Source organism: Citrobacter sp. RHB20-C16 (assembly GCF_013890155.1).
Taxonomy (GTDB): domain Bacteria; phylum Pseudomonadota; class Gammaproteobacteria; order Enterobacterales; family Enterobacteriaceae; genus Citrobacter_A; species Citrobacter_A amalonaticus.
This window is the reverse complement of record NZ_CP057630.1, coordinates 3,723,052-3,737,060: the sequence shown is the minus strand read 5'-3', so window position 1 is coordinate 3,737,060 and position 14,009 is coordinate 3,723,052. Positions and strand designations below refer to the sequence as shown.

General features: G+C 54.2%; 13 protein-coding genes. 2 read left to right on the top strand and 11 right to left on the bottom strand.

Going from position 1 to position 14,009, the window contains the following annotated elements; genetic code table 11:
• Positions 1 to 75 precede the first annotated feature (75 nt).
• Together gshA and luxS are read left to right on the top strand one after the other, a co-directional pair.
• Positions 76 to 1,635: a glutamate--cysteine ligase gene (gene gshA, locus HVX64_RS17940; protein ID WP_044255102.1), complete on the top strand. Its 1,560-nt coding sequence runs from the start codon at positions 76 to 78 to the stop codon at positions 1,633 to 1,635.
• A 148-nt stretch (positions 1,636 to 1,783) separates the two neighbouring features.
• Positions 1,784 to 2,299: an S-ribosylhomocysteine lyase gene (luxS, locus tag HVX64_RS17935; RefSeq protein ID WP_003037312.1), complete on the top strand. Its 516-nt coding sequence runs from the start codon at positions 1,784 to 1,786 to the stop codon at positions 2,297 to 2,299.
• 41 nt (positions 2,300 to 2,340) lie between these two features.
• Here the strand turns inward: luxS and HVX64_RS17930 are convergent, their stop codons facing one another.
• The 11 genes from HVX64_RS17930 to proV all read right to left on the bottom strand — a co-directional run bounded on the left by HVX64_RS17930 (position 2,341) and on the right by proV (position 13,783).
• Positions 2,341 to 3,456 carry an AAA family ATPase gene (locus HVX64_RS17930; protein ID WP_044255105.1) on the bottom strand — a complete coding sequence of 372 codons (1,116 nt, stop codon included), beginning with the start codon at positions 3,454 to 3,456 and terminating at the stop codon, positions 2,341 to 2,343.
• Positions 3,453 to 4,160 carry an RNA ligase family protein gene (locus HVX64_RS17925; protein ID WP_042999622.1) on the bottom strand — a complete coding sequence of 236 codons (708 nt, stop codon included), beginning with the start codon at positions 4,158 to 4,160 and terminating at the stop codon, positions 3,453 to 3,455. Before HVX64_RS17925 ends, HVX64_RS17930 begins: the two co-directional genes overlap by 4 nt.
• A 270-nt stretch (positions 4,161 to 4,430) precedes the next feature.
• The gene (emrB, locus tag HVX64_RS17920; RefSeq protein WP_042999623.1) at positions 4,431 to 5,969 is read right to left on the bottom strand and encodes a multidrug efflux MFS transporter permease subunit EmrB; all 1,539 of its coding nucleotides are present in this window, start codon (positions 5,967 to 5,969) and stop codon (positions 4,431 to 4,433) included.
• A gap of 15 nt (positions 5,970 to 5,984) precedes the next feature.
• Positions 5,985 to 7,157, bottom strand: a complete 1,173-nt coding sequence (gene emrA / locus HVX64_RS17915; RefSeq protein WP_042999624.1) for a multidrug efflux MFS transporter periplasmic adaptor subunit EmrA — start codon at positions 7,155 to 7,157, stop codon at positions 5,985 to 5,987.
• Positions 7,158 to 7,281: 124 nt separating this feature from the next.
• Positions 7,282 to 7,812: a transcriptional repressor MprA gene (gene mprA, locus HVX64_RS17910; protein ID WP_042999625.1), complete on the bottom strand. Its 531-nt coding sequence runs from the start codon at positions 7,810 to 7,812 to the stop codon at positions 7,282 to 7,284.
• Positions 7,813 to 7,902: 90 nt separating this feature from the next.
• Complete coding sequence (gene ygaH, locus HVX64_RS17905; protein WP_042326037.1) at positions 7,903 to 8,238, bottom strand: L-valine transporter subunit YgaH; 336 nt, start codon at positions 8,236 to 8,238, stop codon at positions 7,903 to 7,905.
• Positions 8,228 to 8,965, bottom strand: coding sequence for an AzlC family ABC transporter permease (locus HVX64_RS17900; protein ID WP_044255238.1), 738 nt, complete (start codon positions 8,963 to 8,965; stop codon positions 8,228 to 8,230). The genes ygaH and HVX64_RS17900 overlap by 11 nt, the downstream gene beginning before the upstream one ends.
• 114 nt (positions 8,966 to 9,079) lie before the next feature.
• The gene (locus HVX64_RS17895; protein ID WP_042999626.1) at positions 9,080 to 10,264 is read right to left on the bottom strand and encodes an MFS transporter; all 1,185 of its coding nucleotides are present in this window, start codon (positions 10,262 to 10,264) and stop codon (positions 9,080 to 9,082) included.
• A gap of 195 nt (positions 10,265 to 10,459) precedes the next feature.
• Complete coding sequence (gene proX, locus HVX64_RS17890; RefSeq protein WP_044255108.1) at positions 10,460 to 11,455, bottom strand: glycine betaine/L-proline ABC transporter substrate-binding protein ProX; 996 nt, start codon at positions 11,453 to 11,455, stop codon at positions 10,460 to 10,462.
• Between the two features lie 68 nt (positions 11,456 to 11,523).
• On the bottom strand, positions 11,524 to 12,588 hold the full coding sequence (gene proW / locus HVX64_RS17885; RefSeq protein ID WP_042999628.1) for a glycine betaine/L-proline ABC transporter permease ProW: 1,065 nt from the start codon (positions 12,586 to 12,588) through the stop codon (positions 11,524 to 11,526).
• Positions 12,581 to 13,783, bottom strand: a complete 1,203-nt coding sequence (proV, locus tag HVX64_RS17880; protein ID WP_042999629.1) for a glycine betaine/L-proline ABC transporter ATP-binding protein ProV — start codon at positions 13,781 to 13,783, stop codon at positions 12,581 to 12,583. Before proV ends, proW begins: the two co-directional genes overlap by 8 nt.
• Positions 13,784 to 14,009: the final 226 nt, after the last annotated feature.

Below are 14,009 nucleotides of genomic sequence, written 5' to 3'. Positions count from 1 at the left end.
TGCCTGGGGATTAGCCTTTAGGTTAACCACTACAATTATGCTAATTAATACGATTTTGACAGGCGGGAGGTCAATTTGATCCCGGACGTATCACAGGCTTTGGCCTGGCTGGAAAAGCATCCTCAGGCATTACAGGGGATACAGCGCGGGCTGGAGCGCGAGACATTGCGCGTGAATGCGGATGGCACGTTGGCGACAACGGGGCATCCTGAAGCGTTAGGCTCAGCGCTGACGCATAAATGGATTACCACGGATTTCGCGGAAGCGCTGCTGGAGTTTATCACACCGGTAGACGGCGATATCCAGCATATGCTGACCTTCATGCGTGACCTGCATCGTTATACCGCCAGAAATATGGGTGATGAGCGCATGTGGCCACTGAGCATGCCTTGCTACATTGCCGAAGGTCAGGACATTGAACTGGCGCAATATGGCACTTCAAATATTGGTCGTATGAAAACGCTGTACCGTGAAGGGTTGAAAAACCGTTACGGTGCGTTGATGCAAACTATTTCCGGTGTGCACTACAACTTTTCACTGCCGATGGCATTCTGGCAGGCGAAATGTGGCGTAGTGGAAGGCGAAGAGGCAAAAGAGAAAATCTCTGCCGGCTATTTCCGCCTGATCCGTAACTATTACCGCTTTGGCTGGGTCATTCCTTATTTGTTTGGTGCGTCCCCGGCGATTTGCGCTTCCTTCCTGCAGGGCAAACCGACCACGCTGCCGTTTGAGAAAACCGACTGCGGAATGTACTACCTGCCGTACGCGACCTCGCTGCGACTGAGCGATCTGGGTTATACCAATAAGTCGCAAAGCAATCTCGGAATTACGTTTAACGATCTCTACGAGTATGTGGCAGGATTGAAGCGGGCGATTAAAACGCCTTCTGAAGAGTATGCGGCAGTAGGGCTGGAAAAAGGCGGTAAGCGTCTGCAAATCAACAGCAACGTGCTGCAGATTGAAAATGAGCTGTACGCGCCGATTCGTCCGAAACGCGTTACGCGTAGCGGTGAGTCGCCTTCAGATGCGCTTCTGCGTGGCGGTATCGAATACATCGAAGTCCGCTCGCTGGATATCAACCCGTTCTCGCCAATTGGCGTGGACGAGCAACAGGTGCGTTTCCTTGACCTGTTTATGGTCTGGTGTGTGCTGGCCGATGCACCGGAGATGAGCAGCAGTGAGCTGCTATGTACGCGTACCAACTGGAATCGGGTGATTCTGGAAGGGCGTAAGCCGGGCCTGACGTTAGGGATTGGTTGTGAAACTGCACAGTTCCCGCTGCCCGAAGTGGGTAAAGATCTGTTCCGCGATCTGAAGCGTGTGGCACAAACGCTGGACAGCATCCACGGCGGAGAGGATTATCAGAAAGTCTGTGACGAACTGGTTGCCTGCTTTGATAACCCGGAATTAACGTTCTCTGCACGTATTCTGCGGTCTATGATTGATACGGGTATTGGCGGTACGGGCAGGGCGCTGGGCGAAGCTTACCGCAATCTGCTGCGTGAAGAGCCGCTGGAAATTTTGCAGGAAGAAGACTTTGTGGCTGAACGTGACGCCTCAAAACGTCGTCAGCGCGAAGTTGAAGCGGCAGATTCGGAACCGTTTGACAGCTGGCTGGCAAAGCAGCAGGCCTGACAGAAAAGAAAAAGGCCACTCGGGAGTGGCCAAAATTTCATCTCTGAAAACAGGGATGATGATAACAAATGCGCGTCTTTCATATACTCAGACTCGCACCGGAACAAAGAGTTCAGTTTATTTATAAAAAATTATCGGAGGTGGCTAAATGCCGTTGTTAGATAGCTTCACTGTCGATCATACCCGGATGGAAGCACCTGCAGTCCGTGTGGCGAAAACGATGAACACTCCACACGGTGACGCCATCACCGTGTTTGATCTGCGTTTCTGCATTCCAAATAAAGAGGTGATGCCGGAGAAAGGGATTCACACGCTGGAGCATCTGTTCGCAGGCTTTATGCGTAATCACCTCAACGGTAACGGCGTCGAGATTATCGATATCTCCCCGATGGGTTGCCGTACCGGTTTCTATATGAGCCTGATAGGTACGCCGGATGAGCAGCGCGTGGCAGATGCATGGAAAGCGGCGATGGCCGACGTGCTGAAAGTTCAGGATCAGAATCAGATCCCGGAACTGAACGTCTACCAGTGTGGTACATATCAGATGCACTCCCTGAGTGAAGCACAGGATATCGCGCGTCATATTCTGGAGCGCGACGTTCGCGTCAACAGCAATGAAGAGCTGGCGCTGCCAAAAGAGAAGTTGCAGGAACTGCATATCTAGTTAGTGCTGTAGCCGGACAGAGGTGGCTCTGTCCGGTTTGTTCACTCATCTCTCACCTGATATTCCACGCAGTGCGCTTCATCAGACTGAGGTACTTCCAGCTTTGACGCCATTCTCATTATAACCGCGTCCGGAACCGCATATTGGCGGTTTGCATTTTGCTGCTTCCATTGCGCCCATGGAACTTCAATGTAGACAATTTTTACCCGTGCACCGTAGGCAGTAAAAAGGTCGATGAGCTGGCTTCGTAGCTGTCGGGTAATATTGGTCGCATTCCAGACAAAAGCCGTTTTTTGTCGCAGCAAAGCCCGTGCATCTTCTTTTGCCTGCTGGACGACGCGACCGGTTGCCGACCTGTCTTCCGGGCTAACACCAAGGCGACGGCGGATATCATCAAGACTTACTACCGGTATGCCGGGACAGTGTTCGCTGATATAGCGATCCTTACCCATTCCGGGCAGCGCACTCATTATAATCACTTCAAAGCTTTCTGTTTCCCAGGGGATGAAATCGGCTGAACTGTTCGAATGCGTCAGATAATGCCAGCGAGCCGCATCGGAAACGAAGTGACGGGCATGTCCCCAGCACTGTTGTTCCTGACAGAAAAGCTCAAACAGGGCGATCCGGTCGAGCATCTCCTCCCTATCCTGACAGCGTCGCCCTTCTATATCGGCACGGGCGAGCAGCGTCAGCAGGCGGGTGTCAATCCGCATAGCCGCGCTAAGCAGCAGGCGCTCAGGGGCGGGACGTTCGAGTAGCCACAACGGCAGTCCGTGCAGGCGAACCAGCGCCGCGATTTGCTCACGCAGAATAAAGGGTGTGGGAATATCTCGCCACAGGATCTGCCGTGTCGTGAGTTCACCTTTGCGCGCATGGCCTAATGACTGGATGCGACCGTGTTCATCACGCAGCGTGGTGCTGCGCTTTTCCACATCGTGTAGCAGCGCCGCAGCCCATAGCAGCTCTTGTTGCTGTGGTGAGCATCGCTGAAAGTCAGACATGGTTGATAGCGCGTTGAGCACCATTTCAGTATGAATGCCAACGTCCCCCTCGGCATGATGGACGGGATCCTGTGGTACATCGTGCATCTCTTCTACCCAGCGGAATTGTTGTCGCAGCGCCGACCAGCTTTTGTCACCAGTAAGCTGCCAGATCATAACTGGCCTCCAAAGGCAAATTCATGGGCCAGACGAGCCCGTCGCCAGTTGCGCTTCCAGTGTTCCGTTGTTTTGACATGATTCTTACGGACAAACTTAAACACTTGGTGGGCGAAATCATCCACAGGAAATTCGTTGCGATTACGGCTCACGATGCCTTCAAGGGTGCAGGGCTGACCGGCCTGGATATCCCATGGGTCGAACGCGCCGCGTCCGTTGGTTAGCGCAAGAAATTCTCGCTGCCACGCTTTTTCATCCTGACCAGGCTGCGGTCCTGGGATTTCCGGGACGCAGGGAAAATCAAACAGCGCGGCATAGAACTGCACTTCTTCCCAGCTTAGCCACATATCCTGGCAGCGGATGGCAAACAGGAAAAAGTCCTGCTCCAGCGCGTGATATTCAATCGAGTGGACGGCATAGAGGTTCTCGCCGAAAAGCTCTAAATCGCCAAGATCGTTTTTTAGCAATTGCCAGCGCTGGCGAATTTTATGTGTCCACGCGGATTGCGTTGGGGCTGCATGAGAGCGGGCAAAAACGCCGTGGCGATTCAGGCAGTTGTTTTCACCATCCAGCTTTTCGGTGTGCACCAGTAGAGGAATAACCTGCAAATCTCGCCAGTAGTCGGCGTTGATACGGTCATCGCTAGTAGTGCCGGGGGAGAAAGGATAGTGCCAGGTTCTCCCGTATTTTCGTTGCGTATTCATGATAATTCATTATTTATGTTGTTATAAAGTTACGCCCGCGGGGAGGCGAGTTGTGAGGTTAACGGGTTTAAAGGGATAGTGTGAATTTCACCCATCAAGGCGAGGGTGTAGATAAAGAGGATTGACAACCTGAGCGAAGCGCTCAGAACCGGCTAGTTGTTAATGGAAGTATTTGGGGCGGCGTAAAGATACACCTCTTATGATGATAAAACAACCACCTGCATTTTCAGGCAATAAAAAAGGGATCCGCGGATCCCTTTAAATCAAACCTTAGTGCGCGCCACCACCGCCACCGCCCGCACCAAACGGGGGTTTGGCGAACCAGACCAGACCGAGCAACACCAGGAAGATCCCCGCCGACATCCAGAAGATCTCGTTGGCTGAAATAATCAGCCCCTGATTCGTTATCTGCTGGGCTATCCAGCCAGACGCCTGTTGCTGCGTCATGCCCAGTCCCTGTAGCTGATCGTACATTGCCTGCGCATTCGGGTTATACGGATTCACCGACTCGGTTAACTGTGCATGGTGCATCGATTCCCGGTTGGTCCACATGGTGGTGGTGATCGATGTCCCGATTGACCCCGCCAGCGTTCGCGTAAAGTTAGACAAACTCGATGCCGCCGCCAGACGCTCAGGCGGTAAGCCAGACAGCGTGATGGTTGTTAGCGGCATAAAGAAGCACGCCACCGCGAAGCCCTGAATAAACTGTGGCCAGGCGGAGGCGCCGAAGTCCATTCCCGGTTCAAACGTCCACGCGCGCCAGTAAAAGCAGACGGCATACATAATAAAGCTGAACGTCACCAGCCTGCGCATATCCAGCTTATGGGCAAAGCGGCCAATAATCGGCGACAGGATCACCGGAATAATCCCCACCGGCGCGGACGCCAGACCCGCCCACGTCGCGGTATAGCCGTAAACCTCCTGCAAAAGCTGAGGTAGCAGAACAATAGCCCCGAAGTACAGCATATAAGCCAGACTGATACACAAACAGCCGATGGTAAAGTTTCGCGACTTAAACAGTGAGAGATCGACAATGGGGTTATCGTCGGTAAGCTCCCAGACAATCAGGAAGCTAATGGCGACCACCGCCACCACGGTCAGAATGATGATCTCCTGTGAGGCGAACCAGTCCAGCTCTTTCCCCCGGTCGAGCATAATCTGCAGGCTACCGATCCCAATGACCAGCAACGCCAGCCCGATGGCGTCAATCCGCCGCTGTTCCGTGCGTGTTTCGCGTCCACGCAGGGTTTGCAGCGTCATCAGAACGACCGCAATACCGATCGGCACGTTGATAAAGAAAATCCAGCCCCAGTGATAGTTATCGCTGATATAGCCGCCCAGAATCGGGCCGCAAATCGGCGCGACAATCACTGTCATCGACCACAGCGCCAGCGCGATAGAGCGCTTTGCCGGAGGGTAGTTATTGAGTAGCAGACTTTGCGAAAGCGGGATCAGCGGCCCGGCAACCACCCCCTGAACGACGCGGAAGAAGATCAGCATGTTCAGACTACTGGAGACGCCGCACGCCCAGGAGGCGATGGCAAACGCCACCGTTGACCACATGAAGAGCTTCACTTCCCCAACGCGCTTTGCCAGCCAGCCGGTAATGGGAATCGAGATGGCGTTCGCCACCCCGAAAGAGGTGATCACCCACGTCCCCTGGCTCAGCGATGAGCCCAGGTTCCCGGCGATCGTAGGGATCGCCACGTTAGCAATGGTGGAGTCCAGCACCTGCATGAATGTCGCCAGCGACAGCGCAATCGTCATAATGACGAGCTGCGCGCCCTCCAGCGGTTTTTGCTGTTGCATCACACGCACCTCAGATTAGCCTGCGTTGGCCTGCACAATCTCTTCGATCAGTTTATTGACCGGGGCAAGGCTGATTTCACGGGCGTTACTCTCAGACACCGGCGTAGTGCGCACCTGGCTGGCGAGCACCTGACCGTCGCGGTTCGCGGTATCGACGGTGACGAGCGTCGATAAACCAATCCGCAACGGATGTTGCGCCAGCTGCTGTGCATCCAGTTCGATACGTACAGGCAGACGCTGAACCACTTTGATCCAGTTACCGGTTGCGTTCTGTGCTGGCAGCAGTGAGAAGGCGCTACCGGTCCCCATATCAAGACCGACCACTTTACCGGTGTACTTAACATCATCGCCGTAGATATCACTGATCACCGTTGCCGGTTGGCCGATGCGCATATGGGCAAGCTGCGTCTCTTTGAAGTTAGCATCAACCCACAGATTGGTGGCCGGAACCACAGCCATCAGCGGCGTGGTAGGGCTGATCTGCGCACCAGGCTGCACGGCGCGGCGCGACACGTAGCCGGTCATTGGGCTGACGATCTTCGTTCGCTCGAGCGCCAGCCAGGCGTTACGCACTTCGGTGGCGGCCTGTTGGACGGCGGGCTGATCTTCCAGCTTGCTGTCGAGAATCATCGCCTGATTAGCATTGTATTGCTGAATGGCAACATCAAGCTGCGCCTGAGCGCTGGCCACGGCATCCCGTGCGTGTTGCAGCTCTTCACGACCAATCAGATTGGCGTTACCCAGTGGTACGCGACGGTTAAAATCGCTTTGCGCCTGGGCAAGGGCCGTTTTCTGCACCGCAATGTTCGCCTGCAACTGTTTGCTGTTGATCATTAACTGATGCGTCTGACGGACGCTGGAGGCCAGCGCGGTCTTCGCTTTTTCAAATGCCTGTCTGGCATCCGTCTGATCGAGCGTGACGAGAACGTCACCCTGTTTAACAAAATCAGTGTTATCCGCCCAGACTTTCGTCACGCTGCCGGATACCTGTGCCATGATTTGAACCTGGTTCCCTGCCACGTATGCATCATCGGTCTCTTCGACATGACGCAGTACCAAAAACCAATAAATTCCATATGCCACGGCAATAATGATAAAGAGCAAGGTCAGGAGGAGTAGCGTACTTTTACGTTTGCTTTTCTTCTTAACCGGTTGCTGCGGGGTTTGGGTCTCCGCATTTGCGCTCATGTTGTTCTCCACGATCTTATTTTTTCGTCGGCTGAGCCGAGCTGTTTATCAGAAAGGCCAGCACGTTCAAGTGCTGGCCAGTCAGTTTTCTTTGGTAATCTGGATTATTGAGCGAGTCGACGCGTTAGCTCAGCGCCTCAAGGATAGCACCCTCCTGGTCCATCTGATCGAGACGCGTCAGAAGCTTACGAGTGATGTGCTCAAGCTGTTCTTTTTCTGCAGTGTTAAGAGCGGACCACAGTTGATGCAGGCAGTTATGCTGCGGCGGTAATACTTCGCGCAAAAATGCATGGCCTTTATCGGTTAACTGCAGATGCAGGCAACGACGATCGTTGTCGCTTTCATGGCGCTCGATCCAACCGCGCTTTTCCAGCTCATCAGCGATACGTGTCGCGTTAGTACGGGATGATCCCAGGGCACAGCTCAGTTCAGAAGGCTGAATGCTGTGGTTTTCCTGAGACTCCAGCGTAATCAACGCCATAAACAACGTCTCGTTAATCCCTTGAGCTTTCAGCATTTTATTGCGGTTATCCAGCAGTTTTCCTTGCATATGCATGCAAAGACGAGTCAGCAGGATTTCCTGATACGGAAAATCCTCGTGGCGGCTGGCGCGAAATTTTAGCATTTGTTCAATGGGCGTAAACGAACTATCCATTTGGGCATGACCTCATTAATTTCAGCCGATATAGTAACGACAGTGACAAATAAAGTAAATGTATTATTAAATTAAAATGATTTTTCCAACCTATAAAACCGCCAACATTTTCCACGCTAATCCATAGGCCAGAGCACTTAATAGCGTAGGAATGATGATACTGCGCGTTTTATAAAAACTAGCACCCAGTACAGCAAAGCCCACGAGCGTCGGCACGAAGCGACTGGCATCGTGCATGACCTCAGGGGCCGTTGACACAACCAGCAGGGCGCAAATTGATGCAATGCCGATGGTGTCGAGTAAAACGCCGGTTGCACCACGCTTGCCTGGACGGGTATTTCCCATCTTCAGACGCAGCGGTAAGTAGCGAAACCCATAATTTACACAGCCGACCAGCAATCCGAGCAGCAGCACCTCATAGCGCATCGGGAACTCCTTGCCAGAAAGCCTGAATCAGCGCGGTCAGACAACCACACACAATCCCCGCCAGAATCGCGGCGGGGATGGAAAACAGCGTCACGCCCGCCAGTGCGCCCGCTAAGGCGGCGGTCACGCACAGGGACTGTTTAGGCTGGAATGACGCCAGCAGAAAACTCATAAACAGCGCGGGGAGCATAAAACCGAGCGCCGCTTCGACCGCCGGGAATCCTTTCAATAAACCGCTGCCGGAAAAGGCGCCGAGTACGGTTCCCAGCACCCAGGAGGCCCAGGAGCAAAACGCGATGCCAATCATCCAGTTCTCGCTCCAGCGACGGTTATCCCGCACCAGCTTTGCAGTGGCAGCGGCAAAGACTTCGTCGGTGAGACCAAACGCCCACAGGGCGGTTTTCGGTTTACTGAGTTTCTGGGCGATACGACTGCGCAGGGAAGGACCGTATAAAACATGGCGTACATCCATCGCCATAACGGTCAGGGCGGCAACCCATAATGTGCTGCCTGCGGCGAGCATGGTTGTGATAACGAACTGGCTGGCACCGGCATAAATAATGCAGGAGAAAAACACGCTCTCAACCGGGCTAAACCCGAGACGGGTGGCATTGAGACCAAATGCAAAGGCAACAGGAATATAGCTGATGACGATGGGTAAGCTGTCTTTGAATCCTTCCGCACAGGTAGCCGGAGGGGTATTGGGCAGAGATGCGGGCCTTTCCATAGAGTTTTGCGCGTTATCACCAATGTTAAAATTATCAGGGTTAATAATCTCTATCACCTTAACAGACTGGGGGGCTCCTTAACACCCTCAGGAGCCCAAACGCTTGCCGGGCGCTTAAATTGCAGCGTCTTGTCGGTGAAATCCTCGCCACCAGACCAGCAGGTTCAGTACGGCAACGGTCGTCCCTGCCAGACAAACGCCCAGCCATCCGGCATGCTGCCAGGCCGAGGCGGAGATCAATGACCCTGCTGCCCCGCCGATAAAGTAACTGGTCATATACCCGGCGGTCAGACGGTTTCGGGCCTCCGGATACAAACGGTAAATCACCGTCTGATTAGTGATGTGAACCCCCTGAACGGTAAGATCCAGAACCAGAATCCCCACAATCAGCGCCAGTACTGAGGTGTGTCCCAACCAGATAGCGAGCCAGGAAAGCAGTAATAGCAGCAGGCCATAGGTCGTGGTGAGGTGAGAATGTCCTTTATCCGCAAAACCGCCAGCCGGACGCGCGCCGAGTGCACCAGCGGCACCCGCCAGCCCAAACAGGCCAATCATCCCTTCAGAATAGTTAAACGGCGGGGCGGCCAGTAAAAAGGCCATTGACGTCCAGAGAATGCTGAAATTGGCGAAGGTCAGGCAGCCCAGCAGTGCACGCGTGCGCAGCAGTTTATCGCGGGTAAACAAACTGAATACCGAACCCAGCAACTGCGGGTAGTTCAGGTGGGTGTCTGACTTCACCTTTGGCAAGCCGCGCCACAGCGCGATAGCCATCAGCGCCATCAATACGGAGGCGACCCAGAAGACAGTGCGCCAACCGCCGAGATTCGCCAGCAGTCCCGCCACGGTTCGCGCCAGCAAAATGCCCAGCAGCAGGCCGCTCATGATGGTCCCGACCACTTTGCCGCGTTTATCCGGCGTGGCAAGCGTCGCCGCCAACGGCACCAGAATCTGTGCAACCACGGAAAAAAGTCCGGTCAGCGCCGTACCGAGGATCATCATCGCCAGCGACTGACTGCTGGCGGTAATCAGCATCCCGCCCGCCGCCAGCAGCGTCATGGAGACGATCAGCGTCCGGCGTTCAAACATATCGCCAAGCGGAACCAGAAACAGTAAACCGGCGGCGTAGCCAAGCTGAGCGGCGGTGACGATAAACCCCGCTGAACTGGCAGAAAGTAAGAAGTGGCGTGCGATGGTTTCGAGCAGTGGCTGAGCATAATAGTTGCTGGCGACGGCCAGACCGGTAGCCACTGACATGAGAACGATCAGTGCCGGGCTCAGCCCGTGAGAGGTTTTTGTCATTATGTTCGCAATCGTGAGTCAGGTGATGATTTCTTTGGGAATCAATCATAGCGGACATTTATGAATGTTGGGGATTTGTTGCGTGCCGGATTGTGCGATCAGGGGAGGGAACGGCGGGAGCAGGCCGGGAACTGCGTTCCCGGCTATCGTATGCCAGATAAGCGCATCGCGCGCCCTTCGGCACTCAGGAGGCGATTACTTCTGCGCAGCCAGCGCGTCGTTCACCCAGCCGTCAAACTGCTGCTGGTGGGCTTTTATCCAGCCGTCAACATGACCCTGGACATCAGCTTCCGACGCTTTGCCCTCATGCATCATCGCGTTTTGCGCGTTAATGTCCGCCAGCGGCAGTTTCATGATGGCAAACAGTTTCGCCGCCGCCGGGTTTTTCTCTGCCCAGGTCTTGTTGGCAACGATGTGCATGGTGTTTACCGGGAAGCCATAGTTCGCGCCATTCGGCAGTTTAGTATCGATATCTTTCTGTTCGCCCGGCAGTGAGGAGAACGGCACCTGCAACCAGACCACATCTTTGCCCGGCTTCATCACGTCGCTCACCCAGTACGGCGTCCAGGTGTAATACAGAATTGGTTTACCTTCTTTAAAGCGGGTGATGGTATCGGCCATCATCGCTGCATAGTTACCGTGGCTGACGTCGACGGTTTTTTCCAGATCAAACGCTTTGTTCTGGTGGTTAATCACCGCTTCACAGCCCCAGCCTGGCGAGCAGCCCATCATGTCCGCCTTACCGTCGCCGTTGGTGTCGAAGATTTTAGCGATGTTGGGGTCTTTTAACTGGGCGATATTAGTGATTTTGTACTGCTCAGCGGTTTTCTTATCGATCAGGTAACCCTGCGCAGCCCCGGTGACGAATGTGCCTTCGCGGTAAAACTTCTTGTCCCCGCCTGCCGCAGAAAACATATCGTCGTGCAGCGGCTGCCAGTTGACGGCGGTAAAGGTAGCGTCGCCGGAGGCAATAGAGGTGTAACCCACGTTATAGTCGACTTCGCTCGGTTTATTGACGGTGTAACCCAATTTCTCCAGCGCGCGGCTCACCAGCAGCGTCTGAAAGGTTTCTTCGGTGATGGTGCTCTGTACCGGTTGGACGGTAATGCCTTTGCCTGGCAGGTCGGCAGCGAAAGCGCTGGTAGAGACAAGGGTGGCAAACGCTGTGGCAATCATGATTTTCTGTCGCATCGTTGTTCCTTAATTATTGGAGGGACGTGTAGGCCCGGTAAGCGCAGCGCCACCGGGCAACAGGTGAATTACTTAATGAAAGGGCGCGTAACGAGCCCGACAGGACCGGTGGTGTACCAACGACGGTTACCGCGGCTGCGTGAGTCGCGACCCACGGCCTGAGTCAGACGATCCAGAATGATGGCGAGGATCACAATGCCGACTCCGCCGACGGTGGCCAGTCCCATATCGAGACGACCGATACCGCGCAGTACCATCTGGCCCAGACCACCGACGGCAATCATGGAGGCGATCACGACCATCGAGAGCGCAAGCATGAGCGTCTGGTTGACCCCTGCCATAATGGTGGGCATCGCCAGCGGTAACTGAACTTTGAACAGCATCTGACGCGGACTGGCTCCAAATGAACGTGACGCTTCGATCAAATCAGCCGGAACCTGGTTAATCCCAAGGATCGTCAGACGCACAATCGGCGGCAACGCAAAGATGATCGTCACGACCACCCCCGGCACGTTCCCGATACCGAACAGCATCACAATTGGCACCAGGTAGACGAACGCCGGCGTTGTCTGCATGGCGTCGAGCAGTGGACGAACGATCTTCGCCGCCCGTGGGCTGCGCGCCAGCCAGATCCCCATCGGCAGGCCGATTACCACGCAGAACAGCAGGGCGGTCAGCACCAGCGCCAGCGTAATCATCGCCTGCGACCAGGCGCCGATCGCGCCGATGGCAATCAGGGAAACAAGTGTTGCAACGCCCATCCCGACGCCGGAAATCTGCCAGGCGATCAGGGCGAAAACGACGATCGCTACCGGAGCCGGCATTCCCAGCAGCAATTGCTGAAAACCGTTAAGGATGTAATCCACCGGCACACGAATGCCCTGGAAGACGGGACGAAAATGGGTAACCACCCAGTCGATCCCTTCAGTGACCCAACTGTCGAGCGGGATCAGCGTCTTATGGAACGGATCCATAATGTTGAAATGTTCAGGTGCTGGCGCAGGTGCGCTGGTCAGCCAGTCTGCGCTGCCGCTATCGGCAGGCGTCCCGGACGGCGTGCTCCAGGCGTCAGCGGATGGTGCGGCGCTCTCAGCCGCTGGTGCGGTATCCCACGGATTAGATTGATCAGCCATTGTTTGTCCCCTCGCGATCTAAAGCCTGTAGCAGCATGCGTTTTGAAATAATGCCTACATACTGTTGTTCCTCATCGACAACCGGCACCGCGCACGGCGCTTGCCCGACATGAGAAAGCAGCTCGCTAAGTGGGGTTTGTGCATCTACGGCCAGCGGCTCGTCGATTAACGCCCCTTCAATGCCCTGAGCCTGACCTAATGCCGCTTTTAATGAGTCGATGGAGACCACGCCAACAAACTTATTGCCGCGTTCGATGACGTAACCGTATTCCCGATCTTCGTCCTGTAATAATTTCAGGGCTGAACGGGGGCCAAAGCCCGGCGTTTTACGAATCAGTCCCACCGGGCTACGGCGGGCAATATCTTTCGCGCTAAAGACCTGGCTAATATCGACGCCACGGAAGAAGGTACGCACATAATCGTTCGCCGGATTATTCAGAATTTCATCCGGTGTACCGACCTGAACTACTTCGCCATTTTGCATAATGGCAATTCGGTCGCCAATACGCATCGCTTCATCAAGGTCGTGGGAAATAAAGACGACGGTGCGCTGATGTTTCGCCTGCAGTTTCACCAGTTCATCCTGCATCTCGGTACGAATTAAGGGATCGAGCGCAGAGAAGGCTTCATCCATTAATAAGATGTCAGGGTTAATGGCTAATGCTCTGGCGAGACCGACACGCTGACGCATGCCGCCGGAAAGTTCATCCGGGTAGCCGTGCGCATAATTTTCAAGTCCCACCTGGCGCAGGGCATCCAGCGCTTTTTCGCGACGTTCCTCAGCACTTACACCGGCTAATTCCATGCCGAATGCGGTATTGTCCAGAACGGTCATGTGCGGCATCAGCGCAAATGACTGGAAGACCATCGCAATCTTTTTTCTGCGCACCTCGCGGAGTTCGGCATCCGATATTTTGGCGATATCGACGCCGTCGATCAGTACCTGTCCGCGGGTGGGTTCAATCAGGCGATTGAGAAGGCGTACCATTGTGGATTTACCCGAACCGGATAATCCCATGATGACAAATATCTCGCCTTCTTCAATGGCCAGACTGGCGTCTTTAACGCCAAGCGATAGCCCTGTTTTTTCCAGAATTTGTTCTTTCGAAAGTCCTTTTTCAATATATTTGAAGGCGCGCTGTGGATGCTCTCCAAATACTTTATATAGATTTTTCACTTCTAATTTAATTGCCATGCAATAGAAAGATTCCTGTTATTTATTTATGTCGATATGATACCTGATAGAAATAGTCACCTTTTTCTACCCTAACATACTGAGAATCTGAGACAACCCTGAATGCGATATGAGGGGAAATAGAGAGGAAGGAAAATTGCCGGGACTTCCCATGATATAAGGGCTGAGAGCAAACCACGGCCGGTGAATATTTTTTGTAAGGACCACTGGAAAGGCGCCTGAATTT